This window comes from Allobosea sp. OAE752 (assembly GCF_050433265.1).
In the GTDB taxonomy this organism is placed as follows: Bacteria; Pseudomonadota; Alphaproteobacteria; order Rhizobiales; family Beijerinckiaceae; genus Allobosea; species Allobosea spartocytisi.
On record NZ_JBNPXO010000012.1, the window covers coordinates 63,545 to 88,676 of the forward strand.

The following is a 25,132-nucleotide window of genomic DNA, read 5'->3' on the forward strand; positions in this document are numbered from 1 at the left end:
CATAAACGGAGGAAACATCATGAAGCCTATGCGCATTCTCGCGGCAGCCGCGCTGACGGCCTTGCTGGCGGGGCCTGGCGTCGCCCAGGATTATCCGACCAAGCCGATCCGCATGGTCGTTCCCTTCCCGCCCGGCGGCGGCACGGACGTGGTCTCGCGCGTGGTCGCGCAAAAGCTCGGCGAAGCGACGGGCTGGACCATCGTCATCGATAACAAGCCCGGCTCCGGCGGCAGCGTCGGCCTCGGTCTCGCCGGCAAAGCGCCCGCCGACGGCTACACCATCGTGATGGCGCAGAACGCCAACCTTGTGATCAACCCGATCCTTGGCAAGGCGAATTACGACCCGATCAAGGATTTCGCGCCGATCGGGCTCAGCGCCTCGGCGCCGCAGGTTCTCGTCGTCGCCAAGGATTCCCTGATCAGGACCGTCGAGGATCTGCTCAAGGCGGCCAAGGACAAGGGCGGCAAGCTGACCTTTGCGTCCCCCGGCATCGGCACGAGCTCGCATCTGGCGGGCGAGCTGCTGCAGCAGATCGCGCAGGTGAAGTTTCGCCACATCCCCTATAAAGGCGCTTCGCAGGCATTGCCCGATCTGATGGGCGGTCGCGTCGACTTCTATGTCTCCTCGGTTCCCTCGGTCTCGGTGCAGATCAAGGAAGGCGTGCTGCGCCCGATCGCGCTGTTCGCGACCAAGCGCGACGCCGAATTCCCGGATGTGCCGACCTTCGAGGAAAAGGGCATCAAGAACTCGGATGCCGCGACCTGGTGGGGCCTCGCCGCGCCCGCGGGCACTCCGGCTGAGATCGTGACCAAGATCAACGCCGAGCTCAACAAGGTGCTGAAGGACTCAGACACGCAGGCGAAGCTGCGCGCGGCCGGTGCAGAGGCGACGGGTAGCAGCGCGGGCGAGTTCGCGGCGCTGATCAAATCCGACGTGCCGAAATGGACCGCCGTGATCAAGACGGCCGACATCAAGGTCGCCGACTGAGCTGCGGGCGGCTGCTCCAGGCGCCCGTCGTCCTGACGCGCCGTGCCGGCTTGGGACACGTCGATTCTGGGACCCAAGCCGGCCCATCTGCGCTTTCTCATTCAAGACACGCCATGAGGCCGCCGCTGTCGCTGGCGCGCCGGGAGGCTCCATGAAGCTCAAATCGATCTCGAACCAGGACGCGATTGCCGGCCTGATCTTCATTGCGCTCGGGGCCGTCGGGCTCGTCATCGCTCTCCGCTACAGCTTCGGCACCTCCGTCGAGATGGGGCCGGGATATTTCCCGCGCGCGCTCAGCATCATCCTCATCGCTTTCGGCGCGCTCATCTTCATCCGCGGCCTGCGCAGCGGCGTCACGGTCGAGGGGATCTGGGCGTGGCTGCCGCTCGCCTTCATCACCCTCTCGATCGTCCTGTTCGGAGCCGCGATCGAGCGGTTCGGTCTCGTGCCCGCAGTGATGCTGCTCGTCGCGGCCTCGGCTTATGCGGGCCATGAATTCAAGCTGCGCGAGGTCTCGGTGCTGGCCGTGATCATGGCGGTGTTCGCGACGGCCGTCTTCGTCTGGGGTCTGCGATTGCCTTACCCGCTCTTCGCCTGGAACCTCTGAGATGGAATTCCTCGATCACCTCATGCTGGGTTTCGGCGTCGCGATGTCGCTGCAGAACCTGGCCTATTGCTTCCTCGGCGTGCTGCTGGGAACGCTGATCGGGGTGCTGCCGGGCGTCGGTCCGCTCGTCACCATCTCGATGCTGCTGCCGATCACCTTCGGGCTCTCGCCGGTGGCGTCCGTCATCATGCTCGCCGGCATCTATTACGGCGCGCAGTACGGTGGCTCGACCACGGCGATCCTGGTCAACCTGCCGGGCGAAACTTCCTCGGCCGTCACCTGCCTCGACGGCTACCAGATGGCACGCCAGGGCCGCGCCGGAGCCGCGCTCGCCATCGCCGCTTTGTCCTCTTTCGTTGCCGGCTGCATCGGCACGATCCTGATCGTCGCGCTCGGCGTGCCGCTGGCGGGCTGGGCATTGCGCTTTGGCGCGGAGGACTATTTCGCGCTGATGCTGCTCGGCCTCGTCGCGGCATCGGTCCTGACCCATGGCGACCTTCTCAAGGCGCTCGCCATGGTCATCCTCGGCCTGCTGATCGGGCTCGTCGGTACGGATGTCAATTCCGGTATCGAGCGCTACACCTTCGGCCTGCCCGAGCTAGCCGACGGCATCGGCTTCACCGTGCTTGCGGTCGGCATCTTCGCAGTGGCAGAGGTCGTCTCGAACCTGGAGCAGAAGGAAACCCGCGAGGTCTTCACCAAGACCATCGGCGGACTGCTACCGAGCTGGAGCGACCTCAAGACCGCCGCATTGCCGACGCTGCGTGGCACCGCGATCGGCTCCTTCTTCGGTATCCTGCCTGGCACCGGGCCGTCGATCTCCTCCTTCTCCTCCTACATGGTCGAGAAGAAGCTTGCCCGAGACCCCTCGCGCTTCGGCAAGGGTGCGATCGAAGGCGTCGCCTCGCCGGAGGCGGCCAACAACGCCGCCGCGCAGACCGCCTTCATCCCGATGCTGACCTTAGGCATCCCCGGTACTGCAACGATGGCGCTCATCCTCGGCGCGCTGGTGATGAACGGCATCCAGCCCGGGCCTTCGGTGATGACCCGCAATCCGGAGCTGTTCTGGGGCGTCGTCGCCAGCATGTTCATCGGCAATGCGATGCTGGTCGCCCTGAACCTGCCGCTCGTCGGGATCTGGGTCCGCCTGCTGACGATCCCCTATCGCTGGCTCTTCCCCGCGATCATCCTGTTCTGCGCGCTCGGCAATTACAGCCTCAACAACAGTTCGATTGACGTCTATCTCTGCGCGGCGGTCGGCATCCTCGGCTACGTCTTCGCCAAGCTGAAATGCCCGCCGGCCCCTCTGATCCTCGGCTATGTGCTCGGACCGATGATGGAGGAGAACATCCGGCGCGCGCTGCTGCTCTCCGAGGGCGATCTCTCGATCTTCGTGAAGAGTCCGATCAGTGCGACGTTGCTTGTGATCTCGGCGCTTCTACTCGTCAGCATGATCCTGCCCGCAATTCGAGCGAAGAAGGAGCAGGCTTACGCGGAAGGTTAGGTTTGGCGCCCTTGCGCCAGAAGCTGCCGTTCGGCGCCTGCCAGGAAGCGGACATTACAAAGCAAGCTTGGCGACCGGTCGCAGTCGGCCTAATGCCGGCCTTCGGCACCTCAACTTTAAGGCTCCTGCGCCGGCCAAAGGCGCACGTTCATATAGCGTTTTATGCGATTGGGAGCGGAAGAGCGGCCTGCGCCGCCTCGCGCGCCGCAATAATTTCGTACCATCGCTGTAGGTGCGGCCGCGGCGCCCGTGCCACCGGCATGTTCAGCCATCGGTGCACGCTTGGGCCCAGCACGATCTCGGCCATGCCGAAACGATCGCCGCCGACATAGCTCCGACCCTTGGCGAGATGGGCCTCAAGAATGTCCAGGCAATGCTCGGTGCGGCTGATCGAGCTCGCGATCTCGACGGGATCGGCTGTCGCCGGCTCGCGCATCAGCCCCCAGAACGCCGGCACCATCACCCGTTGCAGTTCGCCGAGGGCCCAGTCCATCCAGCGATCACTTTCGCTGCGCCGCGCCGGATCCTCTTCCCAAATCGTATCCCCGCCGTATCGCGCTGCGATGTATCGGACAATGGCGTTCGATTCCCAGATATGGGCGTCGCCATCCTCAAGGACCGGCACCTGCCCGTTGGGATTCTTCGCCAGATAGGCCGGCTCGCGGTTGCCGCCGAACGGGCCACCGATGTCGATCCGCTCGAACGCCTGACCGGTTTCGCCTGCGGCCCACACCACCTTCTGGACATTGACCGAGCTCAAGCGCCCCAGAATCTTCAGCATCGTGTTCCCCCTCTTGATTCTCTATCGATTAGGGAGATTGGCGGCACCACCGGCGGCTGCGTTGCCGCCGGTGCGTATGTAGCTGCGGGCGACGACTAGGATCCGGCGAGCTTGTCCTGGGTCCGGGTCTCGAAGTCGCCGGCCTCGTGACGCTCGTGAAGCTGCTCGGACGGGTCTCCAACCGCGCGGTTGACCATGCGGCCTCGCTTCACGGCCGGCCGGGCGAAGAGCTGTTCGGCCCAGCGGACGACGTTCTTGTAGTCCTGCACCGAGAGGAATTCGGCCGCACCGTACTGCCAGCCCATGACGAGCCCGCCATACCAGGGCCAGATCGCCATGTCGGCGATCGTATAGAGGTCGCCAGCGATGAACTCGTTGTCGGCGAGGCGTCGGTCGAGCACGTCGAGCTGGCGCTTCACCTCCATGGCGTAACGGTTGATCGGATATTCGAGCTTGCTGGGCGCATAGGCGTAGAAGTGACCGAAGCCGCCGCCGAGGAACGGCGCCGAGCCCATCTGCCAGAACAGCCAGGAGAGGGTCTCGGCCCGCGCCGGCTGCTCCTGCGGGAGGAATGCGCCGAACTTCTCGGCGAGATGCACCAGGATCGCGCCGGATTCGAAGATGCGGATCGGGGTCGGCCCGCTGCGGTCCAGCAGCGCCGGGATCTTCGAGTTGGGATTGACCTCGACGAAGCCGGAGCCGAACTGATCGCCATCGCCGATCTTGATCAGCCAGGCATCGTACTCGGCTCCCGTGTGGCCGGCGGCCAGCAATTCCTCCAGCATCACGGTGACCTTGATGCCGTTCGGAGTTCCCAGCGAATAGAGCTGGAGCGGATGCTTGCCGACGGGCAGCTCCTTTTCATGGGTCGGGCCGGCGATGGGGCGGTTGATGTTGGCGAAGCGGCCACCGCTGGCCTTGTCCCAGGTCCAGACCTTCGGCGGAACGTAGTCTGTCGTGTCGCTCATGAATTGATCTCCAGGCTTCGGCTTCAGGCCGCGGGGGGATAATTCGAGGGGAAGAGCGCCCGCTTCGCCTCCTCGTCGCGGACCTGCTTGAAGGCATGATCCTGCCCGACCGCGCGAGCCCGCGCGACCGCAGGCCGCGCATCGACGCTCTCGAACAGACGCCTGAGATTGGGGAACGGCGCGAGCGGATCCTCGGCGCCCTTGCGCACGCGCGAGGCGCGGTCGAGCCAGCCCCAGGCCGACATGTCTGCGATCGTATAAGTCTCGCCGACGATATAGCTGCGTCCCGCGAGATGGTCATCGAGCACCTGATAATGGCGCTCCGCCTCACGGCGATAGCGGTTCACGGCGTAGTCCAGCCCTTCCGGCGCCGCGAACTGGAAATGCACCGCCTGTCCCGAAAACGGGCCGAGGCCGGAGGCGAGGAACAAGAGCCAGGAGAGCAATTCCGGCCGGTCTTCCGAAGCGCCGAGAAACTGCCCGGTCTTCTCAGCGAGATAAAGCAGGATTGCGGTGGAATCGAACACGCGCGCCTGGCGGCCGCCCGGCCCTTCCGTGTCGACGATGGCCGGCACCTTGCCGTTCGGATTGACGGCCCGGAAGGCGGCCAGGTGCTGTTCGCCCTTGCTGGTATCGACGGGGATCGTCTCATAGGCCAGGCCGGCCTCCTCCAGGAACAGCGCGACCTTCGCGGGGTTGGGCGTGGGATGGAAATAGAAGCGGATCATCGGTTTTCCCATCGTTCATCAGGCGGTGCGGGCTTTCGTGCGGCGAGCAGGACCCCGGACACGATGACGGCGATCGCCACACCCTCAGCCGGCGTCGGGTGCTCGCCGAGGATCGGAATGGCCAGCAGCGAGGCGATCGCGGGGATGAGCGCGATGATCGCGGTCGCGGCCGAGGACCCAAGCAGCGAGACAGCGCGGTTGAAGGTAAAGATCGCGACGCCGCTCATCAGCACGCCCTGATAGACGGCCTGCAGCGCGATTTCGCCCGCGCCGGCGTGATCGAGTCGGCTCAGGCCGCCGAACGAATAGATCGGCAGGAAGAGCACAGCCGACCAGAAGCAGATCAGCGCGGCAGACTCGATCGGAGCAAGGCCGCTCCGGCGGAAGAGAAGCGTATAGATCGCCCACATCGCGGCGGCCGCCGCAAGCGCACCGATGCCGGCTGCGCTCGGCGGCCCGCTCGCCACCGCGCCCGCCAGCAGGAGCAGTGACAGTCCGGCCAGGATGGCGCCGTATCCGCTCCAGCGCCACCGGCCCTGCGCTTCGCCCAGGAAGGTCCAGGCGAAAACGCCCGCGAAGAGCGGCATCAGGGTCGGGGCGATCGAGGCGGCCTGCGCTGCGGAGGTGAAGCTCAGGCCGAGCGCAACCAGCAGCACGAACGGCACGCCCCACAGCACGGCGAAGACGAAGCCCATGCCCCAGGCCGCCGGAGCCAGGCGTGTCCTGTTTCGGACAAGGACCGGCGCCAGCAGCAGCGCCCCGATCCCGAAGCGCAGCGCCGTAATATCCCAGATATGCAGCTCCCGCGTCACGCTGAAGCGCGTGATGACGAACCAGCCGGAAAAGATCGACACCGTAAGTGCCGCCCACGCGATGCCGGCGGCGCGACCGCGCGGGCGCGCAAGGGCCTTACCCCAGGTCGGCTTCGCCAGAACTGTCCGCAAGTCGGACATGGATCAGGACCGGGCCGTCCGCAGGAGCGAGGCGAGCAGGACCCGCCCGGCCTTACCGATGTCATGGAGGGCAACGGGGCCTTCAGGCGCAGTTCGCGTGAAGTCGGCCCTGAAAGGCGCCAGTTCGTTTTCCAAATCCATGGCCGTAAGCCTCTCCGACGCCGGCATCATCTTCAGAGCTGCGCAGTTTAAGTTTTAGTTCGTTCGTTCTAAAATACAAGGTGGGATCGCCTGTGGCACTGTGCGATCGGACCGATCGGCAAGGAGCGTCATGGGCAGACCCAGGGAATTCGATGAAGAGGCTGTGCTCGATGCAACGGTCCAGTGCTTCTGGAAGCGCGGCTATGAGGCGACCTCGATCCGCGACCTGATCGACGGCACGGGCCTGACTGGCGCCAGCCTCTACAACGCCTTCGGCGACAAGCATTCCATCTATCGCCGCGCGCTCGATCACTATGTCGAAGGCAGCATCGGCGACAGGATCCGGCGCTGCGAGGCCATGGAACCGCGCGCGGCGATCGAGGCCTTCTTCCGCGAGATCCTGTCCCGATCGCTCAAGGACGAGGAATGCAAGGGTTGCATGCTGGTGAATGCCGCGCTCGACGTGGCACCAGAGGATCCGGGCTTCAGGGCTGCGGTCGCGGACGTGCTCCAGCGGATCGAAGGCTTCTTCCTGTCCTGCATCGTCAAAGGCCAGGCAAGCGGCTCGATCACGCCCTCTCGCCCGGCAGAGAATCTCGCCCGGCACCTCCTTGGCGTGCTGATGGGTGTCCGTGTGCTGGCACGGGTGCGGCCCGAAAGGGCGCTGCTTGAGGGTGTCGTCGACACCGCCCTGGTGTTACTTGACCGGGTCGCCATCGAGCCGGGCAATCCAGGGCGTAAACCTTGAGAGCGAGCGGGCTAAAGATTTCCTATTCCTGTCGACAAGGTCCCGCTTTCAGCCACTTGGCGGCCCCGTCGTCGGCCTCTGCTCTCATCGGCCCTGCGAAGTTCTTCCCGTGCTGCCCCCCTGGGAATGGACGCGATCGCGGCGAGCGGGGCGAGGTCACCCTCCCCGATCGAGCCGATCATCGGCACGACCGGCTGCACATCACGTCCAATCAGGCTGGCCAGGCCGCGAGCTGCGACGGATCGGGCAGCAGGGCGAGGATTTCCTCGGTGGTCTTGCGATATTCCCCGACCGGGCTTTCGGCTTCGAGAACCGGCATGATCGGCTCAAACGGGTCGCGATGGACGCGGGCGACGCGCTGGATCTGCTTCACGCGCCCGGTTGCGTGCTTGAAGAAGGCGTCGCAGGTGCCATGCCAATCGGGAGCGATGGGCGCAGTTCCGCACTTTGTCGCCGATGGAGAGGCCGCGCTCGGCCAATCACCGATCTCTGGACCGTGGCGCGCTGCACGCTGGATGACGAGGTGCAGTGAACCGTACTTTCAGATCCGTGCAACTTTCATTCGACGGAGACTGCGTTCGATAGAGTGAGCCGCATCGATTGTGTCAATCGAACGTCCAATCATCACTCAAATGCAGACGCCCTTCAGAAGTTTACGTAGCCCAGGTTCCTCGACCAGATCCGCTGCATCTTGCCATTTGAACCAACTGCGTAAGCGCTCACCCTTTTCCGGCCAATCGGGGTGCTCTGCAGCAACATTCAAAACATAGAGACGAACCTTACAAAGGCTGAAATACCCATCCATACGCTTCCAATAAAGATAGCGTCCTATAGGCTTTTTGCGAATGCGGCCGACAACGCCGCCCTCTTCAAACGCTTCTTTAGCGGCTGCCTCTGATCCCTTGAGCTTCTTGACGGGCCAACCTTTTGGAAGCGTCCATCGCTTGGTTGACCTGGTCGTGACCAGCAAAATCTCCGCCGTACCATCGTGCCGGCGCCGCACCGGCACGGCAGCCACCTGTGGGAGAGGCTTGGAGTTAGGTGGTGCTTTGGCCATCGCAGTGCCGGGATCTATAGGCAGTCATTCTGCTTCGGTCGGATGAAATTCTCCTGCCGAAACAGGCTGTTGGGCGGCGTTGAGACCCATGGTGAAGCTTTGGGGAAGAGGCGCCCCATCCATCCAACAGTGGCGGACGATGGCGATACGGCCTGCATCGATCAGGCTGTTCTCGTCACCGGCTCTGTGGCTATGAGGTCGTCCGCGGCGGATGCGCCAGACAATGCGATTGCCGTCTTCCGTTTGGATATCGGCAGCTGCGGCGATCTTGTCGCGACCGATGGAGGCCAGTCCAGCCTCGGCCGGCAACGCCTTCGGCAGGTTGACACTGAGAAAGACGCCTTCGCGCACCCAGTCTTCGCGCTTGATCCAGAGCCGCTCGATCAGTTTCGCCAACGCATCGACGTCCTGCTCCTCGGACGTGCCGCCCTTGGTGCGTGAAAAACCGATTGCCGGAATATCCCAGAAGCTCGCCTCGCGCGCGATCGACAGCGTGCCGGAATAGGCGGCGTCCTCTGCGGCGTTGCGCCCGTCATTGACACCGGACAGCACGAGGTCCGGCTGGCCGCCGTTCCGGAACAGCACCGTCATCGCCGCGACGACGCAATCGGCCGGCGTTCCGTCGAGCGCATAGTGTTGTTCCTCGCGCCGCGTGAGCGTCAGATCGCGGTCGAAGGAGAGATGGTGGCTCGCCGCTGTCCACTTCCGTTCCGGCGCAACCACCCAGATGTCGGAAGCCACGCGAGCCGCCGCACGGCGGAGAAATGCGATACCAGGAGCATCGATACCGTCATCATTGGCGATTAGGATTCGCATGGTCAGACCTCGATGACGTCGCCAGGCTTGAGATCGGCGACGAGGTTTGGAATGTCGGCTGCGAGCGCGCGGGCTGTCGGCTCATCGCAGGAATGAGCGAGCACGAGCCGGGCGCCGCTCGCCGCCGCGATACAGGCGTTCTCGGGCAAGGTCGGATGGGTCGGGAAGCGCAACCAATCGGCCTTCCCCGCTGCGCGCATGGCATCTGCGGGGCTGCCTTTCGGGATGTGACCGGTCAGCAGGACCGGGTGACCGTCGCGGCGCGCCTGGGCGAGAGCGGCTCTCGAAGGCCCCGCGAGCCCCATACCGTCGTCGCAGAGTAGCGCAGCCACCGGCAATGGTTGACCCTCCTGCCATGAAACAGCGTCGGCGAGCCGGGCCGATAACAGATCAAACGCGCCCGGCTTCAGCCAGTCGGAGGCCGCAATCTGTTCGGCCAACGCCGCTTTCATCGACGGATGAATGGCGATCGGCCCCTGGATCAGCCCGAGCAACTCGATGGAACGGCCGGATAGTGGCGTCGGCAGCACTGCGCCTTGCGGATGCCCCGCGAGCCAGCGGGAGATGGTGGCGCCACGCTCTGCCGCGGGGACGCGATCCTCGCCATAGGAGGCGTCGATCAGCAAGAGGTCGCAAGGCGGCAGAGGATCCATGGCGAAGACCGGGCTCGCCGGCACAACGTCGCCGCAGTAGCCGACGCTGCGGCCTTCGGCGCTCAGATGGCACCAGACACCGCCGACGACATGCCCGCTGCGGCCGGTCCGGATCGCAATCGGGCCGAGCCTGAAATCCTCGCCAGCGGTGATGATCTCGGGCGTGCTCTCCGCGGCCACCGCGCACTCCTGCGGCGTCGCATAAGCCGCGAGCGTCGCGTCGGTTTCGGCGGCGCTTTCTGCGGTCATGAGGATGCGGCCGGCAAAGCCGTGGGCGAGGCACCAGCCCAGCGCCGCGACATGGTCCTCATGGGCGTGGGTCACGATGATCGCATCGAGCCGCTTCAGCTCGTCAGGCGTGATCACGGGGTAGTAGCCGGGGCCCCGCGGCGCGCTGGTGTCGACGCCGACATCGAGCAGAAGCCGGGTCCCGCCATGTTCGATACCGATACAGGTCCGACCCTTCTCGCCGACCCCGCCATGGATCTTGATTTTCATGCGGCCGGTCTCATGCGGCTTTGTCCATGATCCCGGCTTCGGGGATGACCCAGCCATCATGGATCGAGATGCGGATCACATCGCCGGCCTGGGCCGGCGCGGGCTCGGCGGCATCGAGATGCAGCACAAGGTCGTTGCTGGCGGCGGGGCGTGCCTCGAGCCGGAAGAAGCCGCCCTGATAGGAGAGCCGTTCCACCATGGCCGAAAGCCCCTCCCGTCCGGAGGGAGCGATGCCGATGTCGCGTGCCCGCAGGCAGAGCTTCGCCTGGTCGGTAACGGCCTGATCCGGCCGGCAGCGCACCACCGCCTCGACACCGAGCACGCTGACCTTGCAGCGGCCAGCCCGGGGCGTCGACAGCACGGTCGCCGGCAGCACCATGCCGTCGCCGATGAAGCCGGCGACGGTGATGTTGGCAGGCTCGCGATAGAGCATCGAGGGCGTGGCGAGCTGGAGCAGCCGGCCGCGATCCATCACGGCGATGCGATCGGCCAGCGCCATCGCCTCGGCCTGATCATGGGTGATGTAGACCATGGTGGTGCCGGTGCGCTCATGGAAACGAGAGAACTCCTCCTCCATCGAGGCACGCAGATGCACGTCGAGATTGGCGAGCGGCTCGTCGAGCAGAACGAGCGAGGGTTCGGTGACGAGGCAGCGGGCGAGCGCGACGCGCTGGCGCTGACCGCCGGAGAGCATGCCCGGTCGACGCTCGGCGAAACCGTTCAGGCCGACGAGATCGAGCGCCGCCGCGACGCGGCGGGCCCGCTCGGGATCACGCACGCCGGCGACGGTCAGGCCATAGGCGACGTTCTCCGCCACCGTCATATGCGGCCAGAGCGCATAGGACTGGAAGACGATGCCGAGCTTGCGATGCTCGGGCGGAACATGCTGCTCGGACGAGGAGACGAGCCGGTCGCCGATGCGGATCGCGCCGCGGTCGAGCTTGTCGAAGCCGGCGATCTGGCGCAGCAGCGTGGTCTTGCCGCAGCCGGACGCACCGAGCACGGCCAGAAACTCGCCGTCCTCGACATCGATCGAGACGTCGTCCAGGGCGATATAGGAGCCGAAGCGCTTCTGCGCCCGGTCGATGGTCAGTCGCGCCACGGCAGGACTCCCTGGGGCAGTTTTTGGGCGAAGAGAGTGGTCGAAGCCATCAGGGCCACCGTGACGAGAACGGTGATCGTCGCCAGCGCCGAGGCATAGGTGGAGTCGCCGCCCTGCTCGAAGGAGAAGACGACGACGCCGAGCGTCTCGGCCCCGGAAGACCAGAGCAACGCCGAGACCGTCAGCTCGTTGAAGGCCGTGAGGAAGATCAAGAGCGCGCCCGCCACCGCCGCCGGCGCAACCAGCGGGAAGATGATGGTGACGAGGCGGCGCGGCAGGCCGGCGCCGGCAATCTGCGCGGCCTCCTCCAGCGTGCGGTCGATCTGAAGATAACCGCTGACGATCGGCCGCAGGCCGAGCACGAGGAAGCGGGCGAGATAGGCGAAGACGATGATCCAGACCGTGTTGTAGAGCGAGACGCCCAGCACCGGCAGCGGCTTGAGGAAGAGCAGGATCGCGGCGATCGCGAGCACCACGCCAGGCATGGCATAGGGCAGCTCGGCGGCGAGGTTGAGCAACCTGAGCGCCCGCGACTTCTTCCAGACGATGAAGTAGCCGAGCGGGACGCAGATCAGCACGATCAGGATCGCTGCTCCCGCCGACATCAGGAAGCTGTTGACGAAGGCGCGCTTCGAGGCGGCGTGCTCGAAGAGGACATAGGCATAATTGCCGAATGTCGCCGTCGCCGCATTGAGCGGCACGCCGAAGGCTGGGATCAGCGACGTGCTGAGCAGGCCGAGCAGCGGCAGAGCCAGGACGAGGATCGCGAAGGTCCAGAGCAGCGTCTCGATCGGCGCGCGCCAGCGCCCGAGCTCGAAGGGCCGCGCGGCGCTCGAAGTCGTGGTGATGCGGAAGTCGCGACGGCGCATCATGAAATCCTGCAGCAGGATGCCGGCCATGGCGATGACGCCGATCAGCAGCGACAGGATCGCGACTTCCGAGAGCACGCCCGGCCCGAGGCCCGCGAGGCGCTGGTAGATCAGCGTCGGCAGGACGAGGAAGTTGCCGGGGATGCCGAGAAAGGCCGGGATGCCGAAATTGCCAAGGCAGGAGACGAAGCAGAGCGCGATGCCGGCGACGAGCGGCGGGGTCATCAGCGGCAGCACGACGGTGCGCAGCACGGTGAGCGGGCTGGCGCCGGCGGCAAGGCCGGCCTCGATCAATTCCTTGGGCAAGGCGCGCAGGCCGGCACGCAGCGTCAGGAAGACCAGCGGCGCATATTGCAGGCCGAGCAGCAGGATGATGCCCTCGCGCGAATAGAGCGGATTGCGGCTGCCGAGCGGCGGGGCCATGCCGATCAGCTTCAGCAGCGTGCTCGACGGGCCGAAAAGCTGGAGCCAGGCTAGTGCCGTGACCTGTGGTGCGATCATCAGCGGCAGCACGAAGCAGAAGGTGAAGGCGTTGCGGGCGCGGATGTCGGTCAGCGTCGCCAGCAGCGCGACGGTACCGCCGATCAGCACCGCGAGCACGGTGCCGGATATCGCGGTGACCAGGCTGTTGGCGGTGGCCGTCCAGGTCGCCGGGCTGGCGAACACCTTGCCGAGCGCCGTCGCCGAGAGCTGGCCACCGGGGGCCAGCCCTTCGACGACCAGCCGCCCGATCGGCAGCAGCGAGAGCAGCGCGACGAGACCGACGAGGCCCCAGAGGAGCCCCGTCTCCTCGACGCGCGTGCGCAGCGTCGCGGTGTCGGCGAGGGACATGCGCACCCGTCCGGGCTCAGTTGCCGAACATGGTGGCGAAGCGGGCCTTGTCGGCTTCCGTCACCTTGACCACGGCTGCGATGTCGGAAGGCATGACGTTGATCTTGGTGCCCTCCGGCAGCCAGGACGGCGCGCCGACGCTGGGCTTGGCCGGGATATACCCCATGGCGAGCGCAAGCTTCTGGCCGTCATCGGAGAGGATGAAGTCGACGAAGGCCTTCGCGGCGGCCTCGTTCTTGGTCGTCTTCACGATCGCGACCGGCTCGGTCACCGCCGGGGCGCCTTCCTTCGGGAAGACGAAGTCGATCGGCGAGCCCTGCTTCTTGGCGTTGTAGGCCATGAAGTCGACGAGCACACCATAGGCCTTCTCGCCGGTGGCGACCGAGCGCAGCACGGCCCCATTGCCTCGCACGGCGACCGCTTCATTGGCCTTCAGCCCCTCGAAAAGCTTCCAGCCGAGATCGGCACGCGCCGTCATGGTCGAGAGCATGATCGCTGCGGCGCCCGAATAGAGCGGGCTCGGCATCGAGATCTGGCCCTTGTAGCCGGGCTTGTCGAGATCGGTCCAGGAGCTCGGCTTCTCCTTCGCGGCAGTGTTGTAGGCGATGCCGGTGGTGATCAGCTTCGAGCCGAAATAGGTCTTGTCGGCGTCAAAGGAGCCGGGCTGCAGGCCGTCGGTCTTGGCGGCGGGATAGGCGAGAAGCTGCTTCTGCGCCTTCAGGATCTCCATGCTCGCGGCATCGGCGATCAGCAGCACGTCGGCGCCGGGCTGGCCGGCCGATATCTCGGCGGCGAGCTTGCCCATCACCTCGGTCGTGCCGGAGCGGAAGATGTCGACGTCGACGCTGGGATAAGCCTTCTTGAAGGCGGCGATGGTCTGGGCCGCATCCTTCTCCGGCTGCGAGGTGTAGAGCACGAGCTTGCCCGAGGGGGCCTGCGCGAAGGCCGGGCCGGCGGCGAGCAGCGCGCCGAAGGCTGCGGCCATCACGAATTTGCGTCTCGTCTGGGTCATCATTTCGTCTCCTCCGTTATTCGCCGTCGACCTTTGCGCCCGTTGCGGTGGCCGATCTTGCATTCTGATGGTCTATAGCTGGCAATTCACGGCCTTGCGCGGCCGCGACCGCCCTTCAATCACAAAAGCACCTCGGGGCTTTCCAGCGCCTCGCGCAGATCGGCCATGAAGCGGGCGGCGGCGACGCCGTCCACGATCCGGTGGTCCGAGGACAACGTGAAATTCGCCATCGGCCTGAGCACGATCTGGCCGTCTCGGCCAACAGGCTTGTCGACGGTTCGGCCGACCGCGAGGATCGCACCCTGCGGCGGATTGATGATCGCGGTGAAGCTGTCGACGCCGTACATGCCGAGATTGGAGATGGTGAAGGTGCCGCCGCCGAGCTCGGCCGTTGTCAGCGTGCGCCTGGCTATGCCGTCGCGCAATCTGGCGAATTCGCGCGTCATCGCCGGCATATCCATGTTGCCGGCATCGCGCAGCACCGGCACGACGAGATCGCCGTCGCGCTCCATGGCGATGCCGATATCGATGCGCTCGTGGAAGCGCGTCGCCTCGCCCTCGGCGGATGCATTGATGACCGGGTGGTCGCGCAGGATGCGGGCAGCGATGCGGGCGATCAGCACGGTGATGCTGGGCTTAGGCGCGCCGATGCGCTCGTGACGGGCAGCGAGGCGGCGCAGCAGATCGCGGGATGCGCTCATCTCGATCTCGGAGGTGAGATAGAAATGCGGCGCCGTGCGCATGCTCTCGGAGAGCCGGTTCGCGACGATGCGGCGGATCGCCGAGAAGGGCTGCAGCCGGCCCTCGGAATTGCTCGCGGCCGGGACCGGCGCGGGACGTGTCTCCTGCGCGGGGGCGCAACGTGGGCGTTGCTCCAGATGGCGCTTCACATCGGCTTCCCCGATGCGTCCGCGTGGTCCAGTGCCGGCCACTGCCTTGAGATCGAGGCCATTCTGGCGCGCGATACGGCGGGCGAGCGGCGTGGCGCGCAGGCCCGGCGCCACAGATTGAGCCGCAGAGGCGCCTGACGCCGGGGACGCGTCCTCAGGGTTGGAGGTGGCAGCCGCCACGGAAGCCGCAGCGACTGCCGGCTCGGACGGCGTGGTGGCGGCCTCGCCGTCGAGGTAGATCCAGGCGACGGGCGTACCGACCGTGATCGGCACGCCCGTCTCGAGCTTGATGCCGCGGATCGCGCCGCTGGCCGGCGCCTCGACCTCCATCACGGCCTTGTTGGTGCCGATTTGGAAGATCGTGTCGCCCTGGCGGACAAGATCGCCTTCCTTGACATGCCAGGCCTCGATCGTGCCCGTCTCCATGTCCATGTCGACCTTGGGAAGGATGACCTCGACCGGCATCAGGCTTCCCCGCGACGCACGAGATTGGTGGCGGCGGCAACGATGTCGTCCTCCTGCGGGACGGCGGCCTTCTCCAGCACCGGATTGTAGGGAATCGGCGCATCCGCACCGCCGAGCCGGATAATCGGCGCGTCGAGGAAGTCGAAGACCTCGCTCTCGGCGATCATCGCCGAGATCTCGGCGCCGATGCCCATGGTCTTGACGCCCTCGTAGACGACCAGCAAGCGGTGCGTCTTGCGCGCGCTCTCGGCGATCGTGGTGAAGTCGATCGGGCGGATCGAGCGCAGATCGATGACCTCGGCCGAGATGCCGTCCGCTGCAAGGCGCTCGGCTGCAGCCTCTGCCTTGCGGGCCATGATCGAGGAGCCGACGATGGTGACGTCCGTGCCCTCGCGGCGGATCGCCGCCTGGCCGATCGGCACGCGATAGGCCTCGGCCGGGACATGGCCCTTGGTCTTGTAGAGCAGCTTGTGCTCGAAGATCAGGACCGGGTTGGGGTCGTCGATCGCGGCAAGCAGCATGCCCTTGGCGTCATGCGGGGTGCTCGGTTGCAGGACCTTGAGGCCCGGGACATGCGCGAACCAGGCCTCCAGGCTCTGGCTGTGCTGCGCGGCCGCGCCGGTGCCCGAGCCGCCGGGCAGGCGCACCACCATCGGCACGCTCGCCTTGCCGCCGAACATGAAGCGGATCTTGGCCGCCTGGTTGACGAGTTGCTCCATGGCAAGCGTGACGAAATCCGAGAACTGGATCTCCAGCACCGGGCGCATGCCGGTGATTGCGGCGCCGACTGCGGCCCCGGCAATGCCGAGTTCGCTGATCGGGGTGTCGATCACGCGGTCCGTGCCGAAGCGGTGGACGAGATCGCCGGAGACGCCGAAGGCGCCGCCATAGACGCCGACATCCTCGCCGAAGAGGAAGACGCGCTCGTCGGACTCCATCGCCTGGCCGAGCGCCTCGCGCACGGCCTCGGCATAGGAGAGCTCACGGATCTCGCTCACGGCTTCGAGGGTGTCAGAGGGCATAGACGTCACGGGTCAGGTCTTTCGGATCGGGGTCCGGGCAGGCGCGGGCGAATTCGACGGCGGCGTCGATGTCGCGCTGGGCATCCTCTTCCAGCTTCATCAGCGCCGCAGCATCGAACCGGTCATGCGCCTTGAGCTCGTCCTCCAGGCGCCGGATCGGGTCCTGCGCCCGCCATTCCTCGATCTCCTCCTTGGAGCGGTAGAGATTGCGGTCGCTCTTGGAGTGGCCGCGCCAGCGATAGGTCTTGCACTCGATCAGCGAAGGGCCTTCGCCGGAGCGGGCCCGCGCAATCGCTTCGCGCGCCACGGCCGCGACGCCGGCAAGGTCGTTTCCGTCGAGGCAATGGCCGGGCATGGCGTAGGCGGCGGCACGGTCTGCGACATTCGTCACCGCCATGGCGCGCGAGATGTCCATCGACATGCCGTATTTGTTGTTCTCGCAGACGAAAACGACCGGCAGCTTCCAGATTGAAGCCATGTTGAGCGCCTCGTGGAAGGCGCCCTCGTTCGAGGCGCCGTCGCCGAAGAAGACCATGCAGACCCGGTCGTTCTTCTGGGCCTTGATGCTCATGCCGACGCCGACTGCGATCGGCAGGCCGCCGCCGACGATGCCGTTAGCGCCGAGATTGCCGCCCTCGACATCGGCGATATGCATGGAGCCGCCGCGGCCCTTGCAATAACCGGTCTCCTTGCCGAAGAACTCGGCGAACATCAGCTTCGGCTCGGCGCCGCGCGCAATGCAGTGGCCATGGCCGCGATGGGTCGAGAGGATGTAGTCGTGGGCTTCGAGTGGCAACGTCGTGCCGACGGCGCTGGCTTCCTGCCCGATCGAGAGGTGCATCGTGCCGTGGATCAGGCCGCGCATATAGCTCGCCTCTGCGGCTTCCTCGAACTTGCGGATCAGATGCATGCGCGTCAGCGCCTGCGCCACCGTCTCGTCGTCGAGCGCGGCGAGTTCGGGCCGCTGGTTGGGCCTCGGCGCGGCGCTTGCCATGTCGTCTGTCTTGCGTGCGCTCATGTCTGGGCTCCGGAGGTCAGCGCGGCAATCATCGCGTCCTGAGCGCGGCGCACCTCGACGATCTTCAAGCGCTCGTCGGGGGCGGCGTCGGCGAGCGTGATCAATTCGCCCTTGGCGACGGCGCGCGTCATCGTCGCGCCCTGAGCGAGGCCGATCGGCAGCGCCTTGCGGGCCTGCGCGTCGGCGCGGGAAAGGGCGAAGCCGCGATAGCCGTATTCGCCGATGGCATCGAGCGTCTCGCCGGCCGCGAGATCGCGCTTGGCGACGCAGCCGACTTCCGAGGTCGGCACCGGCAGCGGGCGCATATGGCTCTGGTTGAAGATGACGGCGGCAGCGGCCGAAAGCGGCACTTCCAGGCTCGTCAGGTGATAGGGCCGGAAGAAGGAGTAGTAGGGGCCGGGGCCGAGATGCAGGTCGCTCATCCGCTCACGGACGCGGGGATGGCGCATCTCGGCGATGGCGAAGACGCCCGGCGCCACGCCCTTGGCCACGGAGAAATCGACCACGCCCTTCCGCGAGAGCAGACCGCCCTCTTCCTTCGGGCAGAAATAGTTCTGGAGTTCGTCCTTCGGCGCGGCCGGACCGTGCATGCCGGGGATATCCGGCACGAAGCCGCAGGCATTGGCGATGGCGACCATCTCGACCATCGTCTTCGAGCCGTCGACGAATTCGACAAGCATGCGCGGGTTCATGTTCCGGCGGGTGGCTTCCTCGACATAATCGGCCGGCACCGCGTCGATGCGGAACGGGTTGTTCTTGCCCTTCCCGGCGGCGACCACCGGATAACCCATGGCGCGGATGAAATTGATCAGCTCCATCGCGGCGGCGGGCTCGTCGCCGGCACCCAGGGTGTAGACCACGCCAGCCTTCGCCGCCTCGGCTGCGAGATACGAGCCGATGGTGATGTCGGCCTCGACATTCATCATCACGATGTGCTTGCGCGCGGCAATGGCGGTCAGCGCGACCCGCGAGCCGGCTTCCGGGTTGCCGGTGGCGTCGATGATGACGTCGACGTCGGGCGAGCGGCAGATCAGGTCGAGCGAGGTCGTGGCGGCAATTCGACCCTTGCGGCGAGCGCCATCGAGCCCGGCCTCGTCGGTGACATTATCGACCTCGCCCTTGCGCCCGGCGAGTGCGGCGGCCTCCGCGACGCGATCCGGCGCGATATCGGCGACGGCGGCGATTTCGATACCGGTCATCTGGGAGATTTGAACGACGATATCGGTGCCCATCTGGCCGGCGCCAATCAAGCCGACGCGGACTGGCTTGCCGGCTTTGCCACGCAGTTCGAGCGCCTCGGCCAATGACAAGCCGGCAGCGGGTGCCGCCAAAGGCGGTTGCGTCAGGATCGCGGCCATTCTCGTGGCATCTCCCTAGGACATATGTTCTTTTGTAGGAACAGAAGATCAGATCTTTCGTTCTGTCAAGCGCACATATGTTCAAGTCGGTTGCCTTTCCCGCCCCGATCCTGCGATGATGCAAATAAGGCTGTGCAGCTAGGCGACGGAACGTTGGAAGACATCATCAACTTCGGACATTCTCACCGCGAGGAACCGATCGCAGACGCCAAGGTCCGCGCGGCATGGCTCTATTACGTCGAGGGGCTGACGCAGGAGCAGATTGGCGAGGCGCTGGGTCTCAGCCGGATCAAGGTGGTGCGCATGCTGGCCGCGGCTCGCACCGAGGGTTTGGTAAAGATCCGAATCGACGCGCGCTCGGCGCGGCAGGCGGGGCTGGAGCGCGGCCTCGTTACCTGTTTGGGCCTCGATGAAGCGGTGGTGGTGCCAGCGGCCCGCGATCCCGCCAACATCGCGGCCATGGTGGGATATGCGGCCGGGCTATGGCTCTCCGGCAAACTGACAAACGGGACCGCCCTTGCGGTCGGCTGGGGCCAGACGCTGCACCAAGCCTTGCGCGGCATCCAGCCGCGCCATCTTGAGAGGATGTCAGTGGTGTCGCTGCTCGGCGGCCTGACCCATTCGCGCAGCATCAATCCATCGGCGGTGGCGCGACGGGTCGCCGACATGTTCGGTGCCGATTGCTTCCAGCTCACCGCGCCGGTCTTCGTCTCGGATGCGGCGCTGCGAGAGGCGCTATGGCGTGAGCCGACCCTACGCGAGCTGCTGGAGCGCGCGCGTGCCGCCGATATCGCCCTAGTCAGCGTCGGCGACCTTGTTGCCGACTCGACACTGTTCCGGGAAAGGCTGCTGCCCCAGTCCGATCTGGCTTCGCTTGAGAAGGCCGGCGCCGTTGGCGACCTCGTTTGCCATTTCATTGACGCCGAAGGCGAGCAGGTCGATCATCCCGTCAATCAACGGGTGATGGCCGTGAGCCCTGCCGACCTCAAAGGGATCGGATTGGTGGCCATCGCCGCCGGAGGAGCCCACAAGGCAAAGGCTATCCGAGCTGCCTTGCGGGCGAGCGATGCCAAGGTCCTGATCACGGATGAAAGCGCTGCCGAGGCGCTCTTGGGCACCACGGATTTCGCACGTCAGCGAACGACGAATACCGACATAGGGGAGGCAGGTTATGGCCAATAACTTCGAGCTCTTTGCTCGCAACTCGCTTCAGTTCCGTCCCTCGGACATCAGGCTGATGCTGGAGCGGGTGCATTCGCACGTCGTGAAGCCCCGGATGTCGGCTGAGGAACTGCTGGACGTCGTCAAAGGGCTGGGCTTCGAGACGGTGGAGGCCTTTGGAGAGCGCATAGGATTGGAGGCCCGGACGGCGGAAAGCTGGGCTCGCTATGGATTGTCCCGGGACGCCGCGCAGTTGTTGCTCGCCCTTCTGAATTATCGCCAGCGCTTGGTCGATGCGATGGATGATTTCGAGAAAACCACACAGATTCCCCTGGATGGCTTCTTCGAAGCCCAAAAACTGCCCTGACCGCTGAAAGACCGGGATCGGGTTATCTTCTCGACCCGCCACCGGGGAAAGACCGCACGAAAAATGGCCAATGGCGAGAGCGCGACCGCGATCCTGATTCATCTGGCCGGCGGCGTTGCGCTGCTGATCTGGGCGGTCAGATTGGCCCGAACGGGCGCGATGCGCGCCTTCGGCTCGCAGCTCAGGCATGCGTTGCAGAGTTTCACGCGCAATCGCTGATCGTAGATAGAGCCTTGTGTACATGATCGGTGGTGATGGCATCGAGCGGGAGATTGTTCAGCACCCAGCATGGGTCTTCAGGGTGCTCGACCACTGGGCCTTGTGCTTGTCATTTCGGAAGCCCTTGCAGATTTCGGGCAATAGCTCGTCGGCAAAGGCCGAAAACGTCGGCATCGCACTGGCTTCGCTCTGGCGTGCGAGCGGCTCGACGATCGGGTTTTTGCCTTGCGCCGGCATCGCTCTGACCTCGCTCGCGAGCGTACGCGCTTGCGCCAGAGGCACGCGAGACAGGCCACCTAACCCCATCTCTTTGAGCTTGCCATCGCGCCGGAAGAGAAACAGCCATCGCTTGGCACCACTACCATCGACCTGCAGATAAAGACCGTTTCCGTCTCCATGTCGGCCCGGCTCGACCAAAGTCTCAACCTTGCGCGCTGACAGCTTGTTGATCGCGCGAGCCATCTCGCCTGCCTTTTCACCCCAACTCTTACCCCAACATGCATCGTGGATTGATGTGAGCTAAGGCGGCTTGGAGCGATTTGTTTATGTAGCAAGCTGTTACAATAACGAGGGTTTTCGGCTCATAACGACCTCGGACTCCGCAACCGCGGAAGGTGCCGCAGCGATCACGAGCGCCACGCCCTCCGTCGACGTCCTCGTCAACAATCTCGGCATCTATGAGAGCAAGGCCTTCGGCGACATCACGGACGCCGACTGGAGCCACCTTTTCGACGTCAATGTCATGAGCGGGGTTCGCCTGTCGCGCGCCTACCTGCCCGGCATGCTGGAGCGGAACTGGGGCCGGATCATCTTCATCTCCAGCGAATCCGGCCTCGCCATTCCGCAGAACATGATCCATTACGCAACCACCAAGACGGCGCAGCTTTCGGTCTCACGCGGTTTGGCGCAGCTGACGCGCGGCGCCAATGTCACCGTCAATGCGGTGCTGCCGGGGCCTACCCGTTCGGACGGCATCGAAGCCTTCCTCCGCAGCCAGGCCAGCGATCCGTCCGCCCCCATCAAGCAGATCGAGGCCAGCCGCGACCTCGGCCGGCTTCTCACCGATTTCCACGCCAAGGGAAAGATAACTGCGCTTGTCTGTCATGGCCCGATCGCCCTGATGTCGACCCTGAATGAGCCCACGCAATTCGCCGCGCAGCTCGAAGCGGGGGAGAAGCCCAATCCCGGCGCCTGGATCTACGAGGGCTACAATTTCACAGTGATCGGCAACCAGGAGGAGCAGCAGGCCAAGTCGCTCTTGCAGGGCGGCGAGATGAAGTTCTACCCGCAAACCGCTCTCGAACAGGCAGACGGTCGCTTCAGCGGCAACGCAACGCCGTGGACGCCGCATGTCGTGACGGACCGCGACGTGATCACGGGCGAGAACCCGGCTTCCGCTTCGCAGGTAGGACTGGAGGTTCTCAAGCGGCTTAAATGAGTGCGCCCATATCAACCAACGGCGGTGACGAAGACGTAACCGCCGTTGTTTCTTGGCCTGTCAATGGGCAGTTGCCTTACTTGCAGCGCGCGCCCTCTGCGCCATCAAGCTGACCTTGGCATTCTGCCCCGAAGCAGACGAAGTGCTCGATGCCGGTGGTCAGTAGACGCGGTCTTGACCCTTCGACTGCCCACCTCAACGGGCCGCGAGAGCCCGTTGGCTGTGGGGATAGGATTAAAACTCCTCCCATCCCGAATCGCTGGCCCGGCCGCCGCCATTGGCGACCTTGCGCGGGGCGGGCATGGCCTTGGACTGCACGAAGGCGGCCTCGGCGAGCTGGCGCAGACGCGCCGGTTCGCCGGCGGGAGCTGGCCCCATCGGCGCCTTGACCGCGCGCGCTGCCGTCGCGGCCGGCTGGGCATAAGCGGCCTGGCCAGCAGGCTCGCGCCGGATCTTGAAGGCCGCGACCAGCGCGTTGAGCTGCTCGATCCGGCCGGACAGCGAGTTGGCCGAGGCCGCGCTCTGCTCGGACAAGGCCGCGTTCTGCTGCGTCATCTCGTCGAGATGCGCCACCGCCTGGCTCATCTCGTCGATGCCGTTGGCCTGTTCGCCCGACGCCGCCGAGATGTCGGCGATCGTCGCCGCGACCTTCTGCGAGGCCGCGAGGATGCGGGCGAGCTGGTCGCCCGCCTGCCGCACCAGCTTCACGCCGTCGCCGACCTCAACATTGGACGAGGAGATCAGCCCGGAGATGTCCTTGGCTGCGGCGCTCGAGCGCTGCGCCAGCGTGCGGACTTCCGAGGCGACGACCGCAAAGCCCTTGCCGGCATCGCCCGCGCGGGCCGCCTCGACCGCGGCGTTGAGCGCCAGCAGATTGGTCTGGAAGGCGATGTCGTCGATGACGCGGATGATGTCGGAGATCTTCTGCGAGGCGCTCTCGATCCGAGCCATGGCCTCGACCGCCTGGCCGGCGATGGCGCCGCCCGACTGGGCCGCCTGCATGGCCTCGTCGGCGATGCGGGCGGCATCCTTCGAGGCCTGGGCCGAGGCCTTCACGGAAGCGGCGAGCTCCTCGGTCGTCGCGGCGGTCTCTTCCAGCGAGGAAGCCTGCTCCTCGGTGCGCTTGGAGAGATCGTCGGCGCCCATGTTGATCTCGCGGGCGGCGAGCCCGACATCGGCCGAGGTCGTCTGGATCGTCGCGACCGTGTCGGAGAGGCGATCGACCGTCTCGTTGATCGCGCCCTTCAAATCGGCGAAGCGGCCGCGATAGGCCGTCTCGACCCGGCTCGTCAGGTCCCCGCCCGCGATCCCCTGCAAGATCTCCGCGAACTCCGTCGTCGCACCGTCGACCACGCTGTTGATCTCGTTGATGCCGGCGACCAGCCTCTGCATCTGCTCGTCGGCATCGTCGATCTGGAGCCGGGCGGAGAAATCGCCGGCCGCCGCCGCCGCGACGACCTCTCCGACATCCGAGACAATGAGAGCCATCGACTCCGCAGCGTGAAGCCGTTTTGCTGAAGACTCGCGTTCCTGCTCTTCAAGCGCGCGTACGCGCAAGCCGTTTTCTTTGAATACCGTGAGAGCGACAGCCATTGCACCGATCTCATCGCGGCGCGACCCATGCGGCACATCGATTGACAGATCACCTGCGGCCATAGCGCGCATCGTGTCGGTCATGTCGGCTATGGGTCCTGTGACACGCGATCGCACGACAACAAAGCCAAAGCCCGAGAGCAGTAGTGCTCCAATGAACAGCGCTGAGTAGGTGGCCAAAACGTACGAAGCGCGGCTAGCTGCGGCCGCAGCGCTCTCATTCAGCGCCTTGAGCGCTGCGCTGGCGACGTCACTAACGGAATCAAGCGCTGGAATAACGGTTTCCCGCCACTTCTCGGTGCTCATCGCGACCGTTTGCCCAGAGGTGAGTTTCTGGGTCATCTCGTCCTTGAGAGCCTTAAAGGATCCGGAGAAGTAGCTGGTGTCGGCTTGAGCAATGGCGCTGCGGATCTCGGGTGCGGTCTGTGGCGTGTTGGCGACGGCTTTGACGGAAGACCAGCCGAAGGCACCCTGCGCCTCAGCCAATACCAACGCTTTGGCCTCCTTCTCATCGAAGGGACGACTTTGCGCCAGGATCGAGCTGAACATCTGACCAGAGGTGCCGATCGCGGCCCGCACTGACCAGGCGAGGTTGCGCGTGATGATCAGCTCCGACAGGCGCGGATTCAGAGCGCGGATCTCGATCTCTGCCGCTGAAGCCGCCTCTTCCAAGCTCTGCAGATAGGCATCACCAACCGACAGGACTTTCGCGACAAGTGTCTTGTCGCGCGAAGCGGGAACCAGCTTTGCATCGCGGTCGACAGCGTCCCGCAGCGCATTGTAATCGGTGAAGCGCGCCGACAGTGTATTGGCTGCTGACTTCAACGCCGGGAATGGTGTCGTCGCCAGCGTCTCGCGCGCCGCCGCCATGGCAGCGTCGACTTCCTTGCGGCGAGTTTGATAAGTCGCGATCGAGCTCTGGTTCTTGTCGAGCGACTGGATTACGGCCGTCTGCAAAGAGGCGCGCTCATAACGCGCGCTGACAAGCGCATTAAAGAGGTCCTGATCGAGCTTTGCCAGCTCAGCTGCTTTCACAGCAGCACTGTGCTGCCAATACGACGTCCACATCTGCTGCCCGCAAAGGGCGGCAACAATCAAGCCCATCAGGCCGATCAGGCAAGCAAGCGTCGTCCGGATGGACAAATTGGCAAACAGTTTAGTCACCTGAGCCCCATTAGTTGTAAAGCGCCTCCTGACTGGGCGCTTTACAACTAAAATGCGCGATAAGCCTTTATACTCCGTTTAATCAGCCCAATCGGACAACCTGTCGAGGGTCCCAAAAGCGCCCCAAGCATGCGTAATCGGGCGGACCCACGAGGGGTCGAGCTCCCATTAGGATCTAGGT

General features: G+C 65.3%; 24 protein-coding genes and 2 pseudogenes. 8 read left to right on the forward strand and 18 right to left on the reverse strand.

Annotated features, from left to right (window positions below):
• Positions 1-19 precede the first annotated feature (19 nt).
• The 3 genes from GGC47_RS24110 (at position 20) to GGC47_RS24120 (ending at position 3,099) form a co-directional block, all read left to right on the forward strand.
• Positions 20-988, forward strand: coding sequence for a Bug family tripartite tricarboxylate transporter substrate binding protein (locus GGC47_RS24110; protein ID WP_429069308.1), 969 nt, complete (start codon positions 20-22; stop codon positions 986-988).
• Positions 989-1,139: 151 nt separating this feature from the next.
• Positions 1,140-1,595, forward strand: a complete 456-nt coding sequence (locus GGC47_RS24115; protein WP_429069311.1) for a tripartite tricarboxylate transporter TctB family protein — start codon at positions 1,140-1,142, stop codon at positions 1,593-1,595.
• A gap of 1 nt (position 1,596) precedes the next feature.
• Positions 1,597-3,099: a tripartite tricarboxylate transporter permease gene (locus tag GGC47_RS24120; RefSeq protein WP_429069314.1), complete on the forward strand. Its 1,503-nt coding sequence runs from the start codon at positions 1,597-1,599 to the stop codon at positions 3,097-3,099.
• Positions 3,100-3,259: 160 nt separating this feature from the next.
• Here the strand turns inward: GGC47_RS24120 and GGC47_RS24125 are convergent, their stop codons facing one another.
• From GGC47_RS24125 to GGC47_RS24140, 4 genes are all read right to left on the reverse strand, one after another.
• Entirely contained in the window at positions 3,260-3,880 is a 621-nt protein-coding gene (locus GGC47_RS24125) for a glutathione S-transferase family protein (protein WP_429069315.1), read from the reverse strand.
• 95 nt (positions 3,881-3,975) lie between these two features.
• Positions 3,976-4,848, reverse strand: coding sequence for a glutathione-dependent disulfide-bond oxidoreductase (gene yghU, locus GGC47_RS24130; RefSeq protein ID WP_429069318.1), 873 nt, complete (start codon positions 4,846-4,848; stop codon positions 3,976-3,978).
• 23 nt (positions 4,849-4,871) lie between these two features.
• Positions 4,872-5,576: a glutathione S-transferase family protein gene (locus GGC47_RS24135; protein WP_429069320.1), complete on the reverse strand. Its 705-nt coding sequence runs from the start codon at positions 5,574-5,576 to the stop codon at positions 4,872-4,874.
• A complete protein-coding gene (locus GGC47_RS24140; RefSeq protein ID WP_429069322.1) occupies positions 5,573-6,529 on the reverse strand; it encodes a DMT family transporter in 957 nt (318 codons plus the stop codon). Before GGC47_RS24140 ends, GGC47_RS24135 begins: the two co-directional genes overlap by 4 nt.
• A gap of 271 nt (positions 6,530-6,800) precedes the next feature.
• Between GGC47_RS24140 and GGC47_RS24145 the strand changes: the two genes are divergently transcribed.
• The gene (locus GGC47_RS24145; RefSeq protein WP_112764691.1) at positions 6,801-7,418 is read left to right on the forward strand and encodes a TetR/AcrR family transcriptional regulator; all 618 of its coding nucleotides are present in this window, start codon (positions 6,801-6,803) and stop codon (positions 7,416-7,418) included.
• 11 nt (positions 7,419-7,429) lie between these two features.
• On the opposite strand, the gene GGC47_RS24150 is transcribed toward GGC47_RS24145, so the two are convergent.
• The 12 genes and pseudogenes from GGC47_RS24150 to GGC47_RS24205 all read right to left on the reverse strand — a co-directional run bounded on the left by GGC47_RS24150 (position 7,430) and on the right by GGC47_RS24205 (position 19,009).
• Positions 7,430-7,618 (reverse strand): hypothetical protein, encoded by a 189-nt coding sequence (locus tag GGC47_RS24150; RefSeq protein ID WP_465247590.1) that lies wholly within the window; start codon positions 7,616-7,618, stop codon positions 7,430-7,432.
• 41 nt (positions 7,619-7,659) lie between these two features.
• Positions 7,660-7,839: pseudogene (locus tag GGC47_RS24155) on the reverse strand (hypothetical protein); the annotation flags it as partial.
• Positions 7,840-8,046: 207 nt separating this feature from the next.
• On the reverse strand, positions 8,047-8,475 hold the full coding sequence (locus tag GGC47_RS24160; protein ID WP_112764692.1) for an NUDIX hydrolase: 429 nt from the start codon (positions 8,473-8,475) through the stop codon (positions 8,047-8,049).
• 24 nt (positions 8,476-8,499) lie between these two features.
• Positions 8,500-9,291 (reverse strand): 5'/3'-nucleotidase SurE, encoded by a 792-nt coding sequence (surE, locus tag GGC47_RS24165; protein WP_429069325.1) that lies wholly within the window; start codon positions 9,289-9,291, stop codon positions 8,500-8,502.
• A gap of 2 nt (positions 9,292-9,293) precedes the next feature.
• Positions 9,294-10,442: an MBL fold metallo-hydrolase gene (locus GGC47_RS24170; protein WP_429069328.1), complete on the reverse strand. Its 1,149-nt coding sequence runs from the start codon at positions 10,440-10,442 to the stop codon at positions 9,294-9,296.
• Positions 10,443-10,452: 10 nt separating this feature from the next.
• Complete coding sequence (locus tag GGC47_RS24175; protein ID WP_429069330.1) at positions 10,453-11,544, reverse strand: ABC transporter ATP-binding protein; 1,092 nt, start codon at positions 11,542-11,544, stop codon at positions 10,453-10,455.
• Positions 11,532-13,244 carry an ABC transporter permease gene (locus GGC47_RS24180; protein ID WP_112764696.1) on the reverse strand — a complete coding sequence of 571 codons (1,713 nt, stop codon included), beginning with the start codon at positions 13,242-13,244 and terminating at the stop codon, positions 11,532-11,534. The genes GGC47_RS24175 and GGC47_RS24180 overlap by 13 nt, the downstream gene beginning before the upstream one ends.
• 16 nt (positions 13,245-13,260) lie before the next feature.
• Entirely contained in the window at positions 13,261-14,259 is a 999-nt protein-coding gene (locus tag GGC47_RS24185) for an ABC transporter substrate-binding protein (protein ID WP_051988341.1), read from the reverse strand.
• A 116-nt stretch (positions 14,260-14,375) separates the two neighbouring features.
• Positions 14,376-15,611, reverse strand: coding sequence for a dihydrolipoamide acetyltransferase family protein (locus tag GGC47_RS24190; protein ID WP_429069334.1), 1,236 nt, complete (start codon positions 15,609-15,611; stop codon positions 14,376-14,378).
• A complete protein-coding gene (locus GGC47_RS24195) occupies positions 15,611-16,609 on the reverse strand; it encodes an alpha-ketoacid dehydrogenase subunit beta (protein ID WP_429069337.1) in 999 nt (332 codons plus the stop codon). The genes GGC47_RS24190 and GGC47_RS24195 overlap by 1 nt, the downstream gene beginning before the upstream one ends.
• Before the next feature lie 13 nt (positions 16,610-16,622).
• A complete protein-coding gene (locus tag GGC47_RS24200) occupies positions 16,623-17,627 on the reverse strand; it encodes a thiamine pyrophosphate-dependent dehydrogenase E1 component subunit alpha (RefSeq protein WP_429069498.1) in 1,005 nt (334 codons plus the stop codon).
• 20 nt (positions 17,628-17,647) lie between these two features.
• Positions 17,648-19,009, reverse strand: a complete 1,362-nt coding sequence (locus tag GGC47_RS24205) for an NAD(P)H-dependent oxidoreductase (protein ID WP_429069340.1) — start codon at positions 19,007-19,009, stop codon at positions 17,648-17,650.
• Between the two features lie 153 nt (positions 19,010-19,162).
• Between GGC47_RS24205 and GGC47_RS24210 the strand changes: the two genes are divergently transcribed.
• From GGC47_RS24210 to GGC47_RS24220, 3 genes are all read left to right on the forward strand, one after another.
• On the forward strand, positions 19,163-20,191 hold the full coding sequence (locus GGC47_RS24210; protein WP_429069343.1) for a sugar-binding transcriptional regulator: 1,029 nt from the start codon (positions 19,163-19,165) through the stop codon (positions 20,189-20,191).
• Positions 20,181-20,537: a hypothetical protein gene (locus tag GGC47_RS24215; RefSeq protein WP_429069346.1), complete on the forward strand. Its 357-nt coding sequence runs from the start codon at positions 20,181-20,183 to the stop codon at positions 20,535-20,537. Before GGC47_RS24210 ends, GGC47_RS24215 begins: the two co-directional genes overlap by 11 nt.
• A gap of 63 nt (positions 20,538-20,600) precedes the next feature.
• The gene (locus tag GGC47_RS24220; RefSeq protein WP_429069349.1) at positions 20,601-20,756 is read left to right on the forward strand and encodes a hypothetical protein; all 156 of its coding nucleotides are present in this window, start codon (positions 20,601-20,603) and stop codon (positions 20,754-20,756) included.
• Positions 20,757-20,813: 57 nt separating this feature from the next.
• Here the strand turns inward: GGC47_RS24220 and GGC47_RS24225 are convergent, their stop codons facing one another.
• Complete coding sequence (locus tag GGC47_RS24225) at positions 20,814-21,218, reverse strand: Arm DNA-binding domain-containing protein (protein ID WP_429069351.1); 405 nt, start codon at positions 21,216-21,218, stop codon at positions 20,814-20,816.
• 130 nt (positions 21,219-21,348) lie between these two features.
• Here GGC47_RS24225 and GGC47_RS24230 point away from each other — a divergent pair.
• Positions 21,349-21,792 (forward strand): annotated as a pseudogene (locus GGC47_RS24230) (SDR family NAD(P)-dependent oxidoreductase); the annotation flags it as partial.
• A 636-nt stretch (positions 21,793-22,428) separates the two neighbouring features.
• On the opposite strand, the gene GGC47_RS24235 reads toward GGC47_RS24230, so the two are convergent.
• A complete protein-coding gene (locus tag GGC47_RS24235; protein WP_429069354.1) occupies positions 22,429-24,951 on the reverse strand; it encodes a methyl-accepting chemotaxis protein in 2,523 nt (840 codons plus the stop codon).
• Between the last annotated feature and the right edge of the window lie 181 nt (positions 24,952-25,132).